The organism is Stenotrophomonas sp. 80084_Sma, from assembly GCF_056481995.1.
Window position 1 is genome coordinate 3,960,281 of sequence record NZ_CM151177.1, and the last position, 20,320, is coordinate 3,980,600.

The 20,320-nt window shown below is 67.1% G+C and carries 16 protein-coding genes and 1 pseudogene; 13 read left to right on the forward strand and 4 right to left on the reverse strand.

Annotated elements, in window-relative coordinates; genetic code table 11:
- Nucleotides 1–64: 64 nt before the first annotated feature.
- On the reverse strand, nt 65–1,858 hold the full coding sequence (gene ggt, locus ACZK3W_RS18250; protein ID WP_478450151.1) for a gamma-glutamyltransferase: 1,794 nt from the start codon (nt 1,856–1,858) through the stop codon (nt 65–67).
- Between the two features lie 613 nt (nt 1,859–2,471).
- Here ggt and ilvC point away from each other — a divergent pair.
- From ilvC to leuB, 9 genes are all read left to right on the forward strand, one after another.
- On the forward strand, nt 2,472–3,446 hold the full coding sequence (gene ilvC, locus ACZK3W_RS18255) for a ketol-acid reductoisomerase (RefSeq protein ID WP_478450152.1): 975 nt from the start codon (nt 2,472–2,474) through the stop codon (nt 3,444–3,446).
- A gap of 39 nt (nt 3,447–3,485) precedes the next feature.
- Nucleotides 3,486–5,222, forward strand: a complete 1,737-nt coding sequence (ilvG, locus tag ACZK3W_RS18260) for an acetolactate synthase 2 catalytic subunit (RefSeq protein ID WP_293799344.1) — start codon at nt 3,486–3,488, stop codon at nt 5,220–5,222.
- Nucleotides 5,206–5,457: an ACT domain-containing protein gene (locus ACZK3W_RS18265; RefSeq protein ID WP_014038403.1), complete on the forward strand. Its 252-nt coding sequence runs from the start codon at nt 5,206–5,208 to the stop codon at nt 5,455–5,457. The genes ilvG and ACZK3W_RS18265 overlap by 17 nt, the downstream gene beginning before the upstream one ends.
- Before the next feature lie 96 nt (nt 5,458–5,553).
- Complete coding sequence (locus tag ACZK3W_RS18270) at nt 5,554–6,645, forward strand: threonine dehydratase (protein WP_032130451.1); 1,092 nt, start codon at nt 5,554–5,556, stop codon at nt 6,643–6,645.
- Complete coding sequence (locus ACZK3W_RS18275; protein WP_032130450.1) at nt 6,642–8,228, forward strand: 2-isopropylmalate synthase; 1,587 nt, start codon at nt 6,642–6,644, stop codon at nt 8,226–8,228. Before ACZK3W_RS18270 ends, ACZK3W_RS18275 begins: the two co-directional genes overlap by 4 nt.
- A 10-nt stretch (nt 8,229–8,238) precedes the next feature.
- Nucleotides 8,239–9,018, forward strand: a complete 780-nt coding sequence (locus ACZK3W_RS18280) for a class I SAM-dependent methyltransferase (protein WP_478450153.1) — start codon at nt 8,239–8,241, stop codon at nt 9,016–9,018.
- A gap of 60 nt (nt 9,019–9,078) precedes the next feature.
- The gene (gene leuC / locus ACZK3W_RS18285) at nt 9,079–10,497 is read left to right on the forward strand and encodes a 3-isopropylmalate dehydratase large subunit (RefSeq protein WP_478450154.1); all 1,419 of its coding nucleotides are present in this window, start codon (nt 9,079–9,081) and stop codon (nt 10,495–10,497) included.
- Nucleotides 10,497–11,075, forward strand: coding sequence for a 3-isopropylmalate dehydratase small subunit (gene leuD, locus ACZK3W_RS18290; RefSeq protein WP_478450155.1), 579 nt, complete (start codon nt 10,497–10,499; stop codon nt 11,073–11,075). Before leuC ends, leuD begins: the two co-directional genes overlap by 1 nt.
- The gene (leuB, locus tag ACZK3W_RS18295) at nt 11,065–12,126 is read left to right on the forward strand and encodes a 3-isopropylmalate dehydrogenase (protein WP_414539398.1); all 1,062 of its coding nucleotides are present in this window, start codon (nt 11,065–11,067) and stop codon (nt 12,124–12,126) included. The genes leuD and leuB overlap by 11 nt, the downstream gene beginning before the upstream one ends.
- A gap of 164 nt (nt 12,127–12,290) precedes the next feature.
- Here leuB and ACZK3W_RS18300 read toward each other — a convergent pair whose 3' ends face one another.
- Nucleotides 12,291–13,064 (reverse strand): SDR family oxidoreductase, encoded by a 774-nt coding sequence (locus tag ACZK3W_RS18300; protein WP_121504421.1) that lies wholly within the window; start codon nt 13,062–13,064, stop codon nt 12,291–12,293.
- Between the two features lie 118 nt (nt 13,065–13,182).
- Here ACZK3W_RS18300 and ACZK3W_RS18305 point away from each other — a divergent pair, with 118 nt between their 5' ends.
- Nucleotides 13,183–14,088: a LysR family transcriptional regulator gene (locus tag ACZK3W_RS18305; protein WP_478450156.1), complete on the forward strand. Its 906-nt coding sequence runs from the start codon at nt 13,183–13,185 to the stop codon at nt 14,086–14,088.
- A 119-nt stretch (nt 14,089–14,207) separates the two neighbouring features.
- A pseudogene (locus tag ACZK3W_RS18310) lies at nt 14,208–14,351 on the forward strand (LysR family transcriptional regulator); the annotation flags it as partial.
- A gap of 81 nt (nt 14,352–14,432) precedes the next feature.
- Here ACZK3W_RS18310 and ACZK3W_RS18315 read toward each other — a convergent pair.
- Nucleotides 14,433–17,594, reverse strand: coding sequence for an efflux RND transporter permease subunit (locus ACZK3W_RS18315; protein WP_100437662.1), 3,162 nt, complete (start codon nt 17,592–17,594; stop codon nt 14,433–14,435).
- A gap of 4 nt (nt 17,595–17,598) precedes the next feature.
- Nucleotides 17,599–18,729, reverse strand: coding sequence for an efflux RND transporter periplasmic adaptor subunit (locus ACZK3W_RS18320; RefSeq protein ID WP_032129094.1), 1,131 nt, complete (start codon nt 18,727–18,729; stop codon nt 17,599–17,601).
- A gap of 119 nt (nt 18,730–18,848) precedes the next feature.
- Between ACZK3W_RS18320 and ACZK3W_RS18325 the strand changes: the two genes are divergently transcribed.
- Both ACZK3W_RS18325 and ACZK3W_RS18330 read left to right on the forward strand, forming a co-directional pair.
- The gene (locus ACZK3W_RS18325; RefSeq protein ID WP_049398377.1) at nt 18,849–19,529 is read left to right on the forward strand and encodes a TetR/AcrR family transcriptional regulator; all 681 of its coding nucleotides are present in this window, start codon (nt 18,849–18,851) and stop codon (nt 19,527–19,529) included.
- A gap of 136 nt (nt 19,530–19,665) precedes the next feature.
- Entirely contained in the window at nt 19,666–20,313 is a 648-nt protein-coding gene (locus ACZK3W_RS18330; RefSeq protein ID WP_049398378.1) for a protein-L-isoaspartate O-methyltransferase family protein, read from the forward strand.
- Nucleotides 20,314–20,320 lie beyond the last annotated feature (7 nt).

Consider the following 20,320-nt stretch of genomic DNA (forward strand, 5'->3'; position numbering starts at 1 on the left):
TCACATGATCCCGCTTCCACGAACCATCACCGCGGAGGGGGCTGCGCCCGGTGGCCGGGAAACCTCAATACCCCGCCGCCTGCCCATCCTTTCGACTCTCAGACGCACCGTAGTAAACGCCGGATTCCGGATCACGCATGATCGCCTGATACCCACCATACGGACCGTCGGCGAACACGATGCGATGCCCCTTGCGCATCAACGCACGCACCGTTTCATACGGGAAGCCGGTTTCCAGATTCACTTCACCACCGTCGGTCATCGCCGTGGCCTGACCTGTCGGTTCAGTCGAGCCCTCGTGCTGGATGCGCGGCGCATCACCGGCTTCCTGCAGGTTCATCCCGAAATCCACCAGGTTCATCACGATCTGCGCGTGGCCCTGCGGCTGCATCGCGCCGCCCATCACGCCGAAGCTGGCATACGGCTTGCCGCCCTTGGTGATGAACGCCGGGATGATGGTCTGGAATGGACGCTTGCCCGGCGCGTAGCCGTTGGGATGGTTCTTCTGCAGCACGAACATCTCGCCACGGTCCTGCAGAATGAAACCCAGACCGGGCGGTGCCATGCCGCTGCCCATGCCACGGTAGTTGGACTGGATCAGCGACACCATCATGCCGTCGGCGTCGGCCACGGTCATGTAGATCGTGTCGCCCTCCTCCAGCTGCTTCGGCGTGCCCGGCTGCACTTCCTTCAGCGCCTTGTCCATCGAGATCAGCGCGCGGCGCTGTGCGGCGTAGTCCTTGGAAATCAGCTTCTGCACCGGCGCCGGCTGGAACGCCATGTCGGCATAGAAGCGCGCGCGGTCGGCGAAGGCCAGCTTCTTCGCTTCCACGAACAGGTGCACATGCTCGGGTGAACCGAAGGGAATCTTCGAGAAGTCGTAGCCTTCCAGCACGTTGAGGATCTGCAGCGCGGCAATGCCCTGGCTGTTCGGCGGCAGCTCCCACACGTCGTAGCCACGGTAGTTGCTGCTGACCGGTTCGACCCACTCACCGTGGTGGTCAGCCATGTCCTGGTAGCTCAGGTAGCCACCGTTGGCCTTGAAATAGTCGCCGATGGTGCGGGCGATATCGCCCTTGTAGAAGGCATCACGGCCGCCGTCGGCGATCTTCTGCAGCGTACTGGCCAGATTCGGGCTCTTCCACATCTCACCCTTGCGCGGGGCGTGGCCGTTGATCGTGAACTGTTCCTTGAAGCCCGGGTACTGCGACAGCTTGGGCACCGAGCGGTCCCAGTAATAGGCGATCACCTCGGCCACCGGGTGACCCTCGCGGGCGTAACGGATGGCCGGTGCCAGGTTGTCCGCCATCGGCTTGCGGCCGAAGCGGTCGTGCAGTGCGAACCAGCCGTCGACAGCGCCCGGTACCGACACCGGCAGTGGACCGGTGGCCGGGATGTCCTTCAGGCCACGGCGCTGGAACTCGGCCAGGGTGAGCGACTTCGGCGAGCGGCCCGAGCCGTTGTAGCCGTAGAGCTTCTGCGTCTTCGGGTCCCAGACGATGGCGAACAGGTCGCCGCCGATGCCGTTGCCGGTGGGCTCCATCAGGCCGAGCGCGGCGTTGGCGGCAATCGCCGCGTCCACCGCCGAGCCACCGCCCTTCATCACGTCCAGCGCGATCTGGGTGGCCAGCGGCTGTGAAGTGGCAGCCATCGCATGCGGGGCGATCACCTCCGAACGCGTGGCAAAGGTGTGGCCGGTGATGCGGTCGGCGGCAGAAGACAGTGCGGGCACAGCGGCCAGTAGAGCAGCGGCCAGCAGGGAACGGGCAAGGCGTCGGGACACGGTCGGGTTCCGATGGAAGGGTGGTCCCTCGATCTTCGCCGCTGCGGCCTTCACGCGGTATCGGGCAGAGGTCATGGACGTTGATCCTGGGATGGGGTGCGGAAGCTCCGCACCCGCCAAGGCGAAAATCCGCCGGATTCCGCGCAAAAGCCGGCCTGAAAGGAGTGAATTGGGGTTCACCGAAACACTTTCAGCGGCAACCATCCTTGTGCCGCAAGCGATTGCGCTGGATGCACCGGAAACCGATGGAAAATCCGTTGCGAGGGTTGACAGCGCCGAAACGGCTGTGTTTCTCTCGATCACATGTTGCATCACAACACGCCACCGCGAACCCACATCGAAGCCGCCGATATCGGCGCCGCTTCGCTGCGTTCGATTCTTGTGCTCGTACTTATTACCCAACCAACAGGTGCGGGACGAGCCAGCGTGTAAGCAACAAACACACCGGAACTCTTCAAAAACCCGCACCCGCCCCGGTGCGGGTTTTTTCATTTCAGGACCTGGTTTCAGACGCAACCACCATGCACAACGCCGATCGCACAACCCGGACCTGCACCACCGCGACGCCTCGTGGTGGCTGTGCCTGTGCAACGCGCGGCGCCTCCTCCACCGCTTTCCCCTGACCGGCCGGCACGTCACCTCGACGACCGGCCGTTCTTTTTTCTTCCCACCGCAAGGAACCTCCCCCATGAGCACCAACGACCTGCCCCAGACCAAGATCGCCGTCATCGGCTACGGCAGCCAGGGCCGCGCCCACGCGCTGAACCTGCGTGAATCCGGCTTCGATGTGGTGGTAGGCCTGCGTCCGGGCGGCCCGACCGAAGCCAAGGCGCAGGCCGATGGCTTCACCGTGATCGCGCCCGCTGAAGCGGTGAAAGACGCCGACCTGGTCGCCGTGCTGACCCCGGACATGGTGCAGAAGAAGCTCTACAACGACGTGCTGGTGCCGAACATGAAGCAGGGCGCCTGCCTGCTGTTCGCGCATGGCCTGAACGTGCACTACGGCATGATCGAGCCGCGCGCCGACCTGGACGTGGTGCTGGTTGCGCCGAAGGGCCCGGGTGCGCTGGTGCGTCGTGAGTATGAGATCGGGCGCGGCGTACCGTGCATCTGGGCGGTCTACCAGGATGTCAGCGGCAAGGCTGCGCAGCACGCGCAGGCCTATGCGGCCGGCCTCGGCGGCGCTCGCGCCAACCTGATCCAGACCACCTTCAAGGAAGAGACCGAGACCGATCTGTTCGGCGAGCAGGCGGTGCTGTGCGGCGGTGCCTCGGCACTGGTGCAGGCCGGTTTCGAAACCCTGGTCGAAGCCGGTTACCAGCCGGAGATCGCCTATTACGAAGTGCTGCACGAACTGAAGCTGATCGTGGACCTGTTCTACGAAGGCGGCATCTCGCGCATGCTGGAGTTCATCTCCGAGACCGCGCAGTACGGCGACTACGTCAGCGGCCCGCGGGTGATCGACGCCGGCACCAAGGCGCGCATGAAGGAAGTGCTGAAGGACATCCAGGACGGCACCTTCACCAAGAACTGGGTGGCCGAGTACGAAGCGGGCCTGCCGAACTACAACAGGTTCAAGCAGGCCGACCTGGAGCACCCGATCGAGAAGGTAGGCAAGGAACTGCGCGCCAAGATGGTCTGGTTGCAAGGACAGGCCGCGTAACCGCGCGGCCCTCCCCCACCCGCTTTGCAAGGTTCCCCCATGAACTCTTCGACACATCGCAGCGCGCCGCCCAACGGCGCGCGCTGGCTGACCCAGGCGCTGGAGGCCGAAGGCGTCCGCACGCTGTTCGGCTATCCCGGTGGCACCATCATGCCGTTCTACGACGCGCTGGTGGATTCGTCGCTGAAGCACATCCTGGTACGCCATGAGCAGGGCGCGGCGCTGGCCGCCAACGGTTTTGCCCGCGCCAGCAACCAGGTGGGTGTCTGCGTGGCCACCTCCGGCCCGGGCGCCTCCAACCTGGTCACCGGCATTGCCGATGCGATGCTGGATTCGGTACCGATGGTCTGCATCACCGGTCAGGTCGGCACGCCGCTGCTGGGCACCGACGCCTTCCAGGAACTGGATGTGTTCGGCCTGACGATGCCGATCGTCAAGCACAGCTGGCTGGTGCGCAGCGTCGATGACCTGCCGCGCGTGGTGGCCGATGCGTTCCGCATTGCCCGTGAGGGTCGCCCAGGCCCGGTGCTGATCGACCTGCCCAAGGATGTGCAGCTGGCCGATGCCAGCCATCTGCCGGCGCATGTGCCCAGCAGCGTCGAACCGCCGCCGGCGCCGGCCGAGGCCGCCATCGCCGAGGCCATCGCCGCGCTGGCGGCGGCCGAGAAGCCGGTGGTCTACGCAGGTGGTGGCATCGCCCTGGGCGATGCCGTGCAGGACCTGCGCGACTTCGTCGAGGCCAGTGCCATCCCCACCGTAATGACCCTGCGCGGCCTGGGTGCACTGCCGGCCCACCATCCGCAGTCGCTGGGCATGCTGGGCATGCACGGCACCCGCGCGGCCAACATGGCGGTGCAGGAAAGCGACCTGCTGCTGGTGCTGGGTGCGCGCTTCGATGACCGTGCCACCGGCAAGCTGGCCGAGTTTGCACCGTTCGCCCGCGTCGTCCACATCGACGCCGACGCCTACGAGATCTCCAAGCTGCGCAGCGCCGACGTCGCCGTGCCCGGCAACGTCGGCCATGCCATCCGCGCCCTGCGTGCGGCCTTCCCCTCCCCCAAGGCCCACCAGGACGCATGGCGCAAGCGCTGTGCACAGCATCGTGATCGTTTCGCTGCGCGTTACGACGCCCCCGGCCAGCATATCTACGCCCCGGCGCTGCTGAAGCGCCTGAGCGAGCTGGCACCGGCCGATGCAGTGATCGCCTGCGATGTCGGCCAGCACCAGATGTGGGTCGCCCAGCACTGCCGTTTCAACCACCCGCGCAATCATCTGACCAGTGGCGCGCTGGGCACCATGGGCTTTGGCCTCCCGGCCGCGATGGGTGCGCAGTTCGCCTGCCCCGATCGCACCGTGGTGCTGGTCTCCGGCGACGGCAGCTTCATGATGAACGTGCAGGAGCTGGCCACCATCGCGCGTTGCCGCCTGCCGGTGAAGATCGTGCTGCTGGACAACAGTTCGCTGGGCATGGTGCGGCAGTGGCAGGAGCTGTTCTTCGCCGAGCGTTACAGCGAGATCGACCTGTCCGACAACCCGGACTTCGTGGCACTGGCGCAGGTGTTCGGCATCGCCGCCACCCGCATCGACAACCGCGACGACGTGGAGGGCGGCCTGGCCGCACTGCTGGCCGAACCAGGCCCGGCGCTGCTGCACGTGGCCATCGATGCACGCGCCAACGTGTGGCCGCTGGTGCCGCCGAACACCGCCAACAGCACGATGCTGGAAAGCAACCCCGCCCATGCCCGCCAGGAGACCCCCAATGCAATACCGGCTTGACCTGGTGCTGCACCCGGCCGAAGGCGCGCTGCTGCGCGTGATCGGCATGGCCGAACGCCGTGGCTTCGCGCCGCGTGCGATCAGTGGTGCGCCGGTGGCCGCCGACGATGGCCGCTGGCACCTGCAGCTGGTGGTGGATGGCCAGCGTCCGGCGGAAACGCTGTGCCGGCAGATCGAGAAGATCTACGACTGCGTGTCCGTGCAGGTCACCGCCGTGGAAGGAGCATCCGTATGAACACCCGTACCGTAGCGACCACGGTGCCGGTACGGAGGCGTCTTCTTCGCCGCCCGTGCCCGCATGCGGCGGTCTTCTGCACTGCGCTGGTGGCCCATGCCGGCCGCTGACACCAGCCAGGAAAGCGATGTCGGCGACGTAAGCGTCGCCGACGTACTGGCGGCGCAGGCTCGTCTGCGCCGCTTCCTGCCGCCCACCCCGCTGCACCATGCCGAACGCTTCGGTACCTGGCTGAAGCTGGAGAACCTGCAGCGCACCGGTTCCTACAAGGTACGCGGCGCATTGAATGCGCTGCTGGCCGGCCGCGAGCGCGGCGATACCCGGCCAGTGATCTGCGCCTCGGCCGGCAACCATGCCCAGGGCGTGGCGTGGGCGGCCTACCGCCTGGACGTGCCGGCCATCACCGTGATGCCGCATGGCGCGCCCGCCACCAAGATCGCCGGCGTCGCCCACTGGGGCGCGACCGTGCGCCAGCACGGCACCAGCTATGACGAGGCCTACGCCTTCGCGGTCGAACTGGCACAACGCCACGGCTACCGCTTCCTGTCCGCGTTCGACGATGCCGATGTGATCGCCGGCCAGGGCACGGTCGGCATCGAGCTGGCCGCGCACGCGCCGGATGTAGTGATCGTACCGATCGGCGGCGGCGGCCTGGCCTCCGGCGTTGCGTTGGCGCTGAAATCGCAGGGCGTCCGCGTCGTTGGCGCGCAGGTGGAAGGCGTCGATTCGATGGCCCGCGCGATCCGCGGTGACGTGCGCGAGATCGCCCCCGTTGCTTCGCTGGCCGACGGCGTGCGGGTGAAGATTCCCGGCTTCCTGACCCGCCGCCTGTGCACCTCGCTGCTGGACGACGTGGTGATCGTGCGCGAAGCCGAACTGCGCGAAACCCTGGTCCGCCTGGCACTGGAAGAACACATCATCGCCGAGGGTGCCGGTGCGCTGGCGCTGGCCGCCGGCCGCCGCGTCGCCGGCCGCCGCAAGTGCGCGGTGGTCTCCGGCGGCAACATCGATGCCGGCGTCCTCGCCGGCCTGCTCACCGACATCCGCCCGCGCCCACCACGCAAACCACGGCGACGGCGCAGCGAAACACCGCGCTCGCCCGCCAAGGCCAGCGCCATCGCTTCCCCCACCTCTTCCCCTTCCCCCCTGCAAGCCGTCGCACCCGCTGTCGAGGAGATTTCCCTGTGACCACCATCGAACGAATTACCACCCCGCGCATCCGCATCTTCGACACCACCCTGCGTGACGGCGAGCAGTCCCCCGGCTGCAGCATGAGCCCGCCGCAGAAGCTGGTGATGGCGCGTGCGCTGGACGAACTGGGCGTGGACATCATCGAGACCGGCTTCCCGGCCAGCTCGCAGTCCGACCGTGAGGCGATGGCACTGATCGGCCGCGAACTGCGCCGCCCGAGCCTGACCCTGGCGGTGCTGTCGCGCTGCCTGCAGGCCGACATCGAAACCTCCGCACGTGCGCTGGAGGCCGCTGCCAACCCGCGCCTGCACGTGTTCCTGTCGACCAGCCCGCTGCACCGCGAGCACAAGCTGCGGATGACCCGCGAGCAGGTACTGGAGTCGGTACGCAAGCACGTATCGCTGGCCCGGTCCTATATCGACGATGTCGAATTCTCGGCCGAGGATGCCACCCGCACCGAGCTGGACTACCTGATCGAAGTCGCGCGCGTGGCCATCGCTGCCGGCGCCACCACCATCAACCTGCCCGACACCGTCGGCTTCACCACGCCGGAAGAGATCCGCGCGATGTTCCAGCAGGTCATCGCCGGCGTCGCCGACGTGCCGAATGCCGCCAATGTGATCTTCAGCGCGCACTGCCACAACGACCTGGGCCTGGCCGTGGCCAACTCGCTGGCCGCCATCGAAGGCGGTGCACGCCAGGTCGAGTGCACCATCAACGGCATCGGCGAGCGCGCCGGCAACTGCTCGCTGGAAGAGATCGCGATGGTGCTGAAGGTGCGCCAGGCCTTCTACGAACAGGACAGCTCGATCAACACCCCGCGCATCGTCGGCACCTCACAGCTGCTGCAGCGCCTGGTCGGCATGCCGGTACAGCGCAACAAGGCCATCGTCGGTGCCAATGCCTTCGCCCACGAATCGGGCATCCACCAGCACGGCATGCTGCGTCATCGCGGCACCTACGAAATCATGCGTCCGGAAGACGTGGGCTGGGAGGATTCGCAGATGGTGCTGGGCCGCCACAGTGGCCGCGCCGCCGTCGAAGCACGCCTGCGTGCGCTGGGCTTCTGGCTGGACGAAGACGAACTGAAGCTGGTATTCGAGCAGTTCAAGGGCCTGTGCGAACAGCAGCGCGTGGTCACCGATGCCGACCTGCAGACGCTGATGCAGGGCGGCTCCAACGCGCAGGGCTATCGCCTGGCGTCGATGACCATCAGCGACGTCGGCAGCCGCGCCAATGCGCTGGTGGAACTGTCCGACCCGGACGGCAACCGCGTGGCCGAGACCGCGCAGGGCGATGGCCCGGTCGATGCGCTGTTCGGCGCGCTGTCGGCCGCTACCGGCGTGCAGCTGATGCTGGACAGCTACCACGTGCACAGCGTCGGCATCGGCGCCGATGCGCGCGGCGAAGCCAATCTGAGCGTGCGCCACGAGGGCGTGGAGTACGACGGCACCGGCACCAGCAAGGACATCATCGAAGCCTCCGCGCTGGCCTGGCTGGATGTGGCCAACCGCCTGCTGCGCCAGCGCCAGGCTGCCGCCCACAGCAACACCGACGTTGCCACCCCCGCCACCGCCTGAGGACCCCGCCATGAGCGCCTTCGACACCCCCACCCCCACCAGCGCCGCTGGCCAGCAGTGGAACGCCCAGGATTATGCGATCGACGCCGGCTTCGTGCCGCTGCTCGGCGGCGCGGTATCGCGCCTGCTCGACCCGCGCGCCGGTGAACGCATCCTCGACCTGGGCTGTGGCGATGGCGTGCTCAGCACTGAGCTGGCGCTCAGCGGCGCACACATCCACGGCGTGGATGCCTCGCCGGAGCTGGTGATCGCCGCGCGTGCGCGCGGCGTCGATGCGCAGGTGATGGATGGCCACGCGCTGTCGTTCGACAGCGAGTTCGATGCGGTGTTCAGCAATGCGGCGCTGCATTGGATGACGACTCCGGACCGCGTGCTGGAAGGCGTGCGCCGCGCCCTGCGCCCTGGCGGCCGCTTTGTCGCCGAGTTCGGTGGCCACGGCAACGTGGCCACGATCATCGCGGCCGTGCAGGCCGCACGCGTGGCTCACGGCCACGGCGCCAGCGCTTTCCAGTGGTACTTCCCGACGGCCGATGCCTACGCCGACCGCCTGCGCCAGCATGGCTTCCAGGTTCAACTGATCGAGTGCACGCCGCGCCCCACCGCACTGCCGACCGGTGTGGCGGGCTGGCTGCGGGTATTCGCCGCACCGCTGCTGGACGACCTGCCGGCCGAGGCACGCGCCACCGTGCGCGAGGCGGCCACCGCGTTGCTCGCCGAGCTGCCGCGCAATGCCGCCAGCCAGCCACTGGCCGACTACGTGCGGCTGCGCGTGCTCGCCCGCCGTCGCTGACTTGACCGTTCCGCTTTCTTTACTGATGTTCGCTATTTCGTACTTCTGCCAGGCATACGCATGACTTCCGCACCCCGCACCCTGTACGACAAACTGTGGGACGCCCACGTGGTGGTTCCCGAATCTGAAAGCGCGCCCGCCGTGCTGTACATCGACCTGCACCTGATCCACGAGGTGACCTCGCCGCAGGCGTTCACCGAGCTGCGCGAGCGCGGCCTGTCGCCGCGCCGCCCGGACCGCACCAAGGCGACGATGGACCACTCCACGCCGACCCTGCCGGCCGCTGCCGACGGCACGCTGCCCTACGCCAGCGCCGCCTCCGAAGTGCAGGTCGCCACGCTGGCGCGCAACTGCGCAGAGCACGGCATCGAGCTGTTCGACATGGCCTCGGACAACCGCGGCATCGTCCACGTGATCGCGCCGGAACAGGGTTTCACCCAGCCGGGCATGACCATCGTCTGCGGCGACAGCCACACCTCCACCCACGGGGCCTTCGGTTCGCTGGCGTTCGGCATCGGCACCAGCGAAGTCGGCCATGTGCTGGCCACGCAGTGCCTGCTGCAGCGCAAGGCGAAGACCCTGGCCATCACCGTCGATGGCCCGCTGGCGCCCGGCGTCGGCGCCAAGGACGTGGTCCTGCACATCATCGGCGTGATCGGCGTCAATGGCGGCACCGGCCATGTCATCGAGTTCCGTGGCAGCACCATCGAAGCGATGGACATGGAACAGCGCATGACCCTGTGCAACATGTCGATCGAGGCCGGCGCACGCGCCGGTATGGTGGCCCCGGACCAGGTCACCTTCGACTTCGTCGCCGCTACACCGCGCGGGCCCAAGGGCGCCGATTTCGATGCTGCCGTGGCGCGCTGGCAGCAGCTGCGCAGCGATGACGGCGCGCATTTCGACAGCGAAGTGCACATCGACGCTGCCGACATCCGCCCGACCCTGACCTGGGGCACCCATCCGGGCACCGCGATCGCAGTGGATGCGCCGATTCCGGCAGCCAACGATGCCGCCGCACAGAAGGGCCTGGACTACATGCACTTCCAGGCCGGCAGGGCGCTGGCGGGTACGCCGGTGGACGTGGTGTTCGTCGGCTCGTGCACCAATGGGCGCCTGAGCGACATGCGCGAAGTGGCGCAGGTGCTGCGCGGTCGTCGCGTCGCTGACCGGGTACGCATGCTGGTGGTGCCGGGCTCGGAGATCGTCAAGCGCGAGGCCGAGGCCGAAGGCATCCATGAGATCGTGCGCGCGGCCGGTGCTGAGTGGCGCGAGCCGGGCTGCTCGATGTGCATCGCCATGAACGGCGATCTGGTCGCGCCCGGCCAGCTGGCCGTGAGCACCAGCAACCGCAATTTCGAAGGCCGCCAGGGCCCCGGTTCGCGCACGCTGTTGGCCTCGCCAATGAGCGCGGCATGGGCCGCAGTGAACGGGCACGTTGCCGATACCCGCGAACTGTTCGCACAGGAGGTGGCGTGATGAGCGGATTCCGTACCCTGACCTCGGCCAGCGTGGTGCTGCGCCAGACCAACATCGATACCGACCAGATCATTCCCGCACGGTTCCTGTCCACCACCGAGCGCGCCGGCCTGGGCCGCAATGCGTTCAATGACTGGCGCTGGCAGGCCGATGGTTCGCCGGTCGCCGACTTCGCCTTCAACCAGCCGCACAACGCCGGCCGCAGCATCCTGCTGGCCGGCCGCAACTTCGGCTGCGGTTCCTCGCGCGAGCATGCGCCGTGGGCACTGACCGACCTGGGCCTGCGCGCCATCGTCAGCAGCGAGATCGCCGACATCTTCCGCGGCAACTCGCTGAAGAACGGCCTGCTGCCGATCGTGCTGGATGAGGCCGATGTGCAGGCGCTGATGCAGCGCCCGGATGATGAGCTGACCATCGACGTGGCCTCGCGCGAACTGCGCACCCCGGATGGCCGTGTCTATCCCTTCCCGCTGGATGGCTTCTCGCAGACCTGCCTGCTGGAAGGTGTCGACCAGTTGGGGTATCTGTTGGGTCGTGTCCCTGAAATCGAACGCTACGAGAGTGAGCATGCACGCTGAAATTGTTGTCCTGCCCGGTGATGGCATTGGCCCGGAAGTCGCCGCCGCCGCGGTTGCCGTCCTGAAGGCGGTCGCCGAACGCTTCAACCACACCTTCACCTTCAGCGAGCACGATATCGGTGGCATCGCCATCGATCGCCACGGCGAACCGCTGCCGGCGTCGACCCTGGCGGCCTGCCAAGCCGCGAATGCGGTGCTGCTGGGCGCGGTCGGCGGCCCTAAGTGGTCCGACCCGAACGCCAAGGTGCGCCCGGAGCAGGGCCTGCTGGCGATCCGCAAGGCGCTGGGCCTGTATGCCAACCTGCGCCCGGTGCGTACCCATGAAGCCGCCCTGCACGCCTCGCCGATCAAGGCCGAGCTGCTGCAGGGCGTGGACTTCGTGGTGGTGCGTGAGCTGACCGGCGGCATCTACTTCGGCGACAAGACCCGCGATGCCGACAGCGCCAGCGACCTGTGCCGCTACACCGTGGCCGAGATCGAGCGCGTGCTGCGTAGTGCGTTCCGCCTGGCGCAACAGCGCCGCGGCAAGGTCACCTCGGTGGACAAGGCCAACGTGCTGGAAACCTCGCGCCTGTGGCGTGACGTGGCGGCACGCATCGGCCGCGAGGAGTTCCCGGACGTAGCACTGGAACACCAGCTGGTCGATTCGATGGCGATGCACCTGCTGGCCAAGCCGCGCGAGTACGACGTGATCGTCACCGAGAACATGTTCGGCGACATCCTCACCGATGAGGCGTCGATGCTGGCCGGCTCGCTCGGCCTGCTGCCGTCGGCCTCGCTGGGCGAGCCGGGTGCGGTCGGCATCTACGAACCGATCCACGGTTCGGCCCCGGACATTGCCGGCAAGGGCATCGCCAATCCCTACGCAACGATCTTCAGCGCGGCGATGCTGCTGCGCCATTCGCTGGGGCTGGAAGCGGAAGCCGCTGCGGTGGAAGCGGCGGTGCACGCCGTGCTGGATGATGGTGTGTTCACTGCCGACCTGGCCGCCAAGGGCCAGGCGGTGAGTACCGCCGCTGCGACAGATGCGGTGCTGGCGAAGCTCAACTGATCCGATAGCGCCACGCCATGCGTGGCGCCCCTCCCTTTGGACATTGTGCGCAGCCACCCATGGGGTGGCTCTACTGTAGATCCACGCCATGCGTGGATGCGCCATCCGTGCCAACCAAGGTTGGCACCCACCACCGCAGTAGAGCCACGCCCTGCGTGGCTGCGTTACTTGGTGGTGTAACCGCCATTGACGAGGATGGTCTGCCCAGTCATCCACCAGCCATCGGTCACGAGGAAGCGGATCCACGGCACGATGTCGGCGATGTCGGTCAGGCCAGTGCGGGTGAATGCCGACAGCGCCGCCGCGGTCTTGTGATACGCCTGCGCGTCGGCACTCTCGGCCGGATAGAAGAACGGCGTGTCCATCGGACCGGGGCCGATCGCGGTCACCGAGATGCCGCGCTCACCGAACTCCTTCGACGCCGCACGGGTGAAGTGCTCGACCGGTGCCTTGGTGCCGGCATAGCTGGAATAGAACGGCGTGAACGCGCCCAGCAGTGAGGTGACCAGGGTGCAGATGCGGCCACCGTCATTGACGTGGCGGCCGGCCTCCTTGAGGAAGAAGAATGCGGCCTTGGCGTTGACCGCGCTCATCTCGTCATACTCCGCTTCGCTGATCTCCAGCAGCGGCTTCTTCAGCACCTTGCCGACCGTATTGATGGCGATGTCGGGACGGCCGACCGCGGCCACGGCATCGGCGAACAAGCGCTCCATCGCTGCCGCCGACGTCAGGTCGCCCTGCAGGGCCACCGCCTTGCTGCCGGCCGCCTGCACGGCGGCAACGGTTGCTTCTGCATCGGCCTGGGTGGCGGCGCTGTTGTAGTGGATGACGATGGCTTTGGCGCCCTGGCTGGCGAAGTCGCGGGCCAGCAGGCCGCCCAGGTTCTTGGCGCCACCGGCGATCAGCACGGTCTTGCCCTTGAGGGAATGGTCGGTCATGGCGTTTGTCTCAGGAGAGGGGCTGCCCGGGGTGGCAACCCTGCCCTGACGACGATATCGTGCAGAAAATGCGGATAAAGCCCGCCACATTGACTTAACTTTCCAGAATAGGCGAACAATGGACCGGATCGATCGCTTCCGCATCTTCACCCGGGTGGTGGAATGCGCCAGCTTCACCCGCGCCGCCGACCAGCTCGGCCTGCCCCGCTCCACCGTTTCCGCGGCGGTGGCCGAGCTGGAGCAGCGGCTCGGCACCCGCCTGCTACAGCGCTCGACCCGTCGGGTGTCCACCACCCATGATGGGGACGTGTTCCATGCCCGCTGCCTGCGCCTGATCGCCGAGGTTGAAGACGCCGAATCGCTGTTCCGCCAGGATGACGCGCAACCGATTGGCCTGCTGAAGATCGACGTGCCCAGCCGCATCGGCCGACGCATCATCGCCCCTGCCCTGCCGGATTTCTTTGCGCGCTACCCGCAGGTGGAACTGGACCTGGGCATGACCGATCGCGCGGTGAACCTGATCGAAGACGGTTGCGATGCGGTCCTGCGGGTCGGTCAGTTGGGTGACTCCAGCCTGGTGGCGCGCACACTGGGCCAGCTCGACTTCGTCAACGTCGCCGCGCCGGCCTACCTGCGCGAACACGGCGTACCGCAGCATCCTGCCGACCTGCAGCAGCACCGCGCGGCGAACTACGCATCGCCGACCACGGCGCGGGTGGAACCGTGGGAATGGCAGGACGGTGGCCAGCTGCGCACGCTGCCGATGCCTGGCTGGGTACGGGTAAACAGCGCCGAGGCCTCGATCGCGTGCTGCGTGGCGGGGCTGGGGTTACTGCAGATTCCGCGCTACGACGTGCAGGCCGAACTGCAATCCGGTGCGCTGGTGGAAGTGATGCCACAGCACGTGGCGCAACCGCTGCCGGTGACCCTGTTGCAGCCGCATCGGCAGCACCGCGCGCAACGCGTGCGGGTGTTCATCGAATGGCTGCTGCCGGTGCTGCGGAACGGCCTGCAGCTGCAGTAGATCCACGCCATGCGTAGATGCACGCCACGCAGATCAGTAGATCCACGCCATGCGTGGATGACTGAGCCTGGTCCTCCGCAGCCACCCATGGGGTGGCTCTACTGCAGAAACTACCAACCTTGGTGGAAGTGATGCCACAGCACGTGGCGCAACCGCTGCCGGTGACCCTGTTGCAGCCGCATCGGCAGCACCGCGCGCAACGCGTGCGGGTGTTCATCGAATGGCTGCTGCCGGTGCTGCGGAACGGCCTGCAGCTGCAGTAGATCCACGCCGTGCGTGGATGCACGCATCAGTGCCAACCAAGGTTGGCACCTACCAGGGCAGTGGCCGCCGAACCCGGGGCGTCACGCCCCGGATTCGTCCGGCTTGACCCGGAACCACGCGGCGTACAGCGCCGGCAGGAACACCAGGGTCAGCACCGTGCCCACGATCAGGCCCCCCATGATCGAGATCGCCATCGAGCCATAGAACGCACTGCGCGAGAGCGGAATCATCGCCAGCACCGCCGCCAGCGCGGTCAGCACGATCGGGCGGAAGCGGCGCACCGTGGCATCGATGATCGAATGCCAGCGGTCATGCCCGGCATCGATGTCCTGCTGGATCTGGTCGATCAGGATCACCGAGTTGCGCATGATCATGCCGGCCAGTGCAATCGTGCCCAGCAGCGCCACGAAGCCGAACGGGGCGCGGAACAGCAGCAGGAACAGGGTCGCACCGATGATGCCCAGCGGCGCGGTCACCAGCACCATCGCCGCACGCGAGAAGCTGCGCAGCTGCAGCATCAGCAGCGTGGCCACCACCACCAGGAACAGCGGCATGCCGGCCTTGATCGAGTTCTGGCCACGTGCCGAATCCTCCACGGTACCGCCGGTTTCCAGCAGGTAGCCATTCGGCAGTTCGGCACGGATGCCATCCAGCGTCGGCAGGATCTGATGCACCACGTCCAGTGGCTGCATGCCATCACTGATGTCGGCGCGCACGGTCACCGTCGGCAGACGGTTACGGTGCCAGATGATGCCATCCTCGAAGCCGTACTCCATCGTCGCCACCTGCGACAGCGTGATGCTGCCGCCGTTGGCGGTCGGCATCGACAGGCTGGACAGCAGCTCCAGCTGGTTGCGTTCATCGGCCGGCCCGCGCAGCAGCATCTCGATCTGGCGGTTGCCTTCGCGATACACGCTCACCGACTGCCCGGCCAGCGAGCTGGACAGGAACTGGCTGACCTGGGCACTGCTCACACCCAGCGCGCGCGCACGCTCCTGGTCGATCACCAACCGCACCACCTTGCTCGGCTCGCTCCAGTCCAGGTTGACGTTCATCACGTGCGGGTTTTCACGCACCTTGGCCTCGACCTGCCGTGCGATCGCCTGCACCTTCTCGATGTGCTCGCCGGAGATGCGCATCTGCACCGGGTAACCGACCGGCGGACCATTCTCCAGGCGGGTGACGCGCATCTGCACGTCCGGGAACTTCGGGATCACCTCATGCAGCAGCCAGTCACGGGTGCTTTCGCGCGACTTGATGTCCTTGGCCAGCACCACGAACTGGGCGAAGTTGGTGGCCGGCAGCTGCTGGTCCAGCGGCAGGTAGAAGCGCGGCGAACCGGTGCCCACGTAGGACACGTAGTTGGCGATGCCATCGCGGTTGGACAGCAGCTTCTCCAGCTTCTCGGCCTGGGCCTGGGTCGAGCGCAACGACGCACCCTCGGCCAGCTCGATGTCCACCATCAGTTCCGGCCGGGTCGAATCCGGGAAGAACTGCTGCGGCACGAAGCGGAACATCATCAGCGAGAACACGAACAGGGCGATGGTCGCGGCGATCACCCACCAGCGGTGGCGCAGGCAGCCATCGAGGAAGCGACGGAAGCTGCGATAGAACGGGCGCTGGTACGGATCATGGTCGTGCCCGTGCTGCGGCGGCGCGATCAGGTTGGCCAGCGCCGGATAGCGGTCGGCCCACTGCTGGCGCTTGGCCAGCCAGCGCGCGGACAGGCTGCCCGGCTTCGGCGGCTGCGGATTGAACAGGTCCGGCAGCATCTTGTCGCCCAGGTACGGGATGAACAGCACCGCGGCAATCCACGACACCACCAGTGCGATAGTCACCACCTGGAACAGCGAGCGGGTGTACTCACCCGTGCTCGATGCCGCCGTGGCGATCGGCAGGAAGCCGGCCGCCGTGATCAGCGTACCGGTCAGCATCGGGAACGCGGTCGACTCCCAGGCGAAACTGGCCGCACGCAGGCGGTCGTAGCCCTGCTCCATCTTGGTGGCCATCATCTCCACCGCGATGATCGCATCGTCCACCAGCAGGCCCAGCGCCAGCACCAGCGCGCCCAGCGAGATCTTGTGCAGGCCGATGTCGAAGTAGTGCATGACGAAGAAGGTCATCGCCAGCACCAGCGGGATGGTCACACCTACCACCAGGCCGGTGCGCAGGCCCAGCGAGAAGAAGCTGACCAGCAACACGATCACTACGGCTTCGGTCAGCACCTGCACGAACTCGCCGACCGACTCCTCCACCGACTGCGGCTGATCGGACACCTTGCGCAGCTGCATGCCGGCCGGCAGGGTCTTCTGCAGGCGTTCGAACTCTGCATCGAGGTTGGCGCCGAGCTTGAGGATGTCACCGCCATCCTTCATCGCCACCGCCAGGCCGATGGCCTCTTCGCCCATGAAGCGCATCTTCGGCGACGCCGGGTCGGCGAAGCCGCGCTTGACCTCGGCGATGTCGCCCAGGTGCACGGTGCGGTCACCAGCACGGATCGGGAACTGGCGGATGGCGTCGATGTCGTTGAACTGGCCGGTCACGCGCAGCTGCACGCGGTCGGTGGCGGTCTCGAAGAAGCTGGTGCCGGTGACCGCGTTCTGGTCGGCCAGTGCCTGCTGCACCTGCTGCATCGACACACCCAGCGTGGCCAGGCGGGTGTTGGACAGCTCGATCCACACCTTCTCGTCCTGCAGGCCGACCAGGTCGATCTTGCCGACGTCGGGCACGCGCTGCAGCTCCAGCTGGATACGGTCGGCGTAATCACGCATCACCGCGTAGTCGAAGCCCTTGCCGGTCAACGCATAGATGTTGCCGTAGGTATCGCCGAACTCATCGTTGAAGAACGGACCGACGATCTCGCGCGGCAGCGTCGGCCGGATGTCGCCCACGCGCTTGCGCACCTGGTACCACAGATCCGGAATCTGCTTGGACCGCAGGCTGTCGCGCGCCATGAAGATGATCTGCGACTCGCCCGGCCGAGAATACGAGCGGATGAACTCGTACTCGCCGGTATTCATCAGCGCCTTCTCGAGCGGCTCGGTCACCTGCCGCGAGACCTGTTCGGCGGTAGCGCCCGGCCACAGCGTGCGCACCACCATCGCCTTGAAGGTGAACGGCGGATCCTCGGACTGGCCCAGATGCTTGTACGACCACGCGCCGATCAGCGCGAACGCCAGCATCGCGAACAGCACCAGGGGTCGGTTGGCCAGCGCCCACTCGGAGAGATTGAAGCGGCGCACCGGCTTACTCCTTGGCCTTGGCGGCAGCGGCCGGCGCGGCCGGCTTCAGCACCGGACGGTTCTGCCGGTCCACGGCGATCACCGGCTGACCGGCACGCAGCAGATGGCCACCAGCAGCAACCACCCAGTCACCTGCGCTCACGCCGGACAGCACCGGCACGGTCTCACTGCCAAACGCACCGGTGGTGACCGCTGCAGCCTTCAGCGTGCTGTTGGCCGGGTCGACCAGCCACACGCTGGCGGTACCGTTGGCACCGCGCTGCAGCGCGCCCAGCGGCAGCTGCAGGGTGCCGTGGCGGCCGGCGCTGCTGTAGACGCGTGCGCTCTGGCCCAGTTCGACATCGGCCAGCGCATCGGCGGCCAGGCTGACCCGGGTCGCGTAGGTACGTGCCTGCGGATCGGCGGCGGCGGCGATCTCGCGGATCGTGCCCGGCAGGCGCTGGCCAGGACGGTTCCACAGCTCCACCTCGACCGGCTGGCCCACCGCATAGTCGCGGATGGTGGCCTCGGGCAGGTCGATCAGCACTTCGCGCCCGCCATCGGCGGCCAGGTTGAAGATGGTCTGGCCGGCCGACACCACCTGCCCGGCCTCGGCCTCGCGGCTGGCGATCACGCCGTCGGCCGGTGCGCGCAGCTGGGCGTAATCGGCCTGGTTGCGCAGCACATCGAGGTTGGCGCGGGCGGCGTTGGCCTGGCCCTGCGCGGCCTTGAAGGCGGCGGACTGCTGGTCCAGCTGCGAGCGGCTGACCAGTTGCTGGTCGGCCAGCACCTGGTAGCGCTTGAGGTCATCGCGGGCACGTACCAGATCGGCTTCGGCCGCAGCCAGCTGCGCCTGCGAGGCGCGGGCCTGCAGCGCGAAGTCGGCCACGTCCAGCTCGGCCAGCACATCGCCCTTCTTGACCCGCTGCCCGGCATCGACATGGCGCTTGACCAGGTTGCCACCGACGCGGAACGACAGCGGGCTTTCCTGCCGGGCACGCACCGTGCCCGGGAACGCCGCCGGGGCCTGCCCGGCCTGTTCGCCGGGGTGAACCACCAGCACCGGTACGGCCGCCTGTGGCGCCTGTTCCTGTCCCGAACAGGCTGCCAGCGCAGCCACCCACACCATACCGCCCATCCAGCGCACGATCTTCATCGGTCAACGTCCTGAAAACGCAGGGTTGCAACTAAGGGGGGAGCCGCGACTGCCGGCCCAATTTAATAAACCGACCGGTATAGTATAAATATCGAACCGCTTGGTCTAGTATTGTCGCGATGAGTTCTCCCACTTCCCGCAAGCCGTCGGCCAAGCCCGCTGCCAAGGCCGCCGGACCCGGGCGTCCCAAGGACCTCGGCAAGCGCGCGGCGATCCTTGAAGCAGCCAAGGCACTGTTCATCGAACAGGGCTATACCGGCGTGAGCATGGACACCATCGCCGCTCAGGCCGGCGTCTCGAAGCTGACTGTGTACAGCCACTTCGGCGACAAGGAGACCCTGTTCTCCGAGGCCGTGCAGTCAAAATGCATTGAAATGCTGCCTGATGCGCTGTTCGTGGCCGACGCGGACGGCCCCCTGCGCGACCAGCTGATCGGCATCGGCCTGGCCTTCTTTGAGCTGATCACTTCCGATGCGGCGATCTCGATCCAGCGCATGATGATGGCGCCGGAGACCGACGAACGCCTGCGCGAGCTGTTCTGGCAGGCCGGCCCGGAACGTACCTGCGAGGCCCTGGCCGATTTCCTGCGCGCGCGCGGCGAACGCGGCGAACTGGACATCCCCGACTATTACCTGGCTGGCCAGCAGTTCCTTACCCTGGTCAAGGGCGAAGTGCACATGCATATGATGTGCGGCATGCCACTGTCACCGGTGGAGTGCGACCCTCTTGCCCATGTGACCGCCAGCATCGACTTCTTCCTGCGCGCCTACGCGCCAAGAGGGGCCGGGACGGCCGGATAACCAAAACTGAACGAACCGGAGGTCGCGATGACTTCCGGCACTGCGACCCCGGCCACCCGGCAGCTGATGCTCTGGGCGCGCCGCCGGCCTCCGGCACCGGTAAAATGGCCGGCCCACTGCGCTGGATTTGAACCTCATGACGATTGATTACGCCCACGCCCGCGAACTGATGGTGGAACAGCAGATCCGTCCCTGGGACGTGCTGGACATCAAGGTGCTCGACGTCCTGGCCCGCCTGCCGCGCGAGGCCTTCGTCGCCGACGCGCACCGGGCGCTGGCCTACGCCGATGTTGAACTCCCGATCGGCCATGGCCAGAAGATGATGAAGCCGGTCATCGAGGGCCGTACCCTGCAGGCACTGGATCTGCAGCCGGGTGACGAAGTGCTGGAAATCGGCACCGGCAGCGGCTTCCTGGCAGCCTGCATCGGCGCGCTGGCGCGCGACGTGCTGAGCCTGGAGATCGACCCGGAACTGGCCGCCGCCGCGCGTGCCCGCCTGGACGCTTCCGGCCTGGGCACCAACGTCCGCGTGGAAGTGGCTGACGCCCTGTCCTGGCAGACCGAACGCCGCTTTGACGTGATCTGTGTCACTGGTGCGGTCGACGTGGTGCCGTCACAGTTCGCCTCGTGGCTGCGTCCGGGTGGTCGCCTGTTCGTGATCCATGGCCGTTCGCCGGCGATGGAGGCCCTGCTGGTCAAGGCCGACGGCAGCACCGAGTCCCTGTTCGAGACCGATATTGATTACCTGCGTGGTGCCGCCCCGGCCCCCCAGTTCCACCTCTGAGTCCAAG

Bases quoted from the DNA above. Each gene is read 5' to 3' on its own strand.
- ACZK3W_RS18325 (WP_049398377.1), top strand. From the start codon at position 18,849: ATGAGTTCTCCCACTTCCCGCAAGCCGTCGGCCAAGCCCGCTGCCAAG.
- ACZK3W_RS18280 (WP_478450153.1), top strand. From the start codon at position 8,239: ATGAGCGCCTTCGACACCCCCACCCCCACCAGCGCCGCTGGCCAGCAG.
- ilvG (WP_293799344.1), top strand. From the start codon at position 3,486: ATGAACTCTTCGACACATCGCAGCGCGCCGCCCAACGGCGCGCGCTGG.
- ACZK3W_RS18270 (WP_032130451.1), top strand. From the start codon at position 5,554: ATGCCGGCCGCTGACACCAGCCAGGAAAGCGATGTCGGCGACGTAAGC.
- leuD (WP_478450155.1), top strand. From the start codon at position 10,497: ATGAGCGGATTCCGTACCCTGACCTCGGCCAGCGTGGTGCTGCGCCAG.
- leuB (WP_414539398.1), top strand. From the start codon at position 11,065: ATGCACGCTGAAATTGTTGTCCTGCCCGGTGATGGCATTGGCCCGGAA.
- leuC (WP_478450154.1), top strand. From the start codon at position 9,079: ATGACTTCCGCACCCCGCACCCTGTACGACAAACTGTGGGACGCCCAC.
- ACZK3W_RS18320 (WP_032129094.1), bottom strand. From the start codon at position 18,729: ATGAAGATCGTGCGCTGGATGGGCGGTATGGTGTGGGTGGCTGCGCTG.
- ACZK3W_RS18300 (WP_121504421.1), bottom strand. From the start codon at position 13,064: ATGACCGACCATTCCCTCAAGGGCAAGACCGTGCTGATCGCCGGTGGC.
- ACZK3W_RS18265 (WP_014038403.1), top strand. From the start codon at position 5,206: ATGCAATACCGGCTTGACCTGGTGCTGCACCCGGCCGAAGGCGCGCTG.
- ACZK3W_RS18330 (WP_049398378.1), top strand. From the start codon at position 19,666: ATGACGATTGATTACGCCCACGCCCGCGAACTGATGGTGGAACAGCAG.
- ACZK3W_RS18305 (WP_478450156.1), top strand. From the start codon at position 13,183: ATGGACCGGATCGATCGCTTCCGCATCTTCACCCGGGTGGTGGAATGC.
- ilvC (WP_478450152.1), top strand. From the start codon at position 2,472: ATGAGCACCAACGACCTGCCCCAGACCAAGATCGCCGTCATCGGCTAC.
- ggt (WP_478450151.1), bottom strand. From the start codon at position 1,858: ATGACCTCTGCCCGATACCGCGTGAAGGCCGCAGCGGCGAAGATCGAG.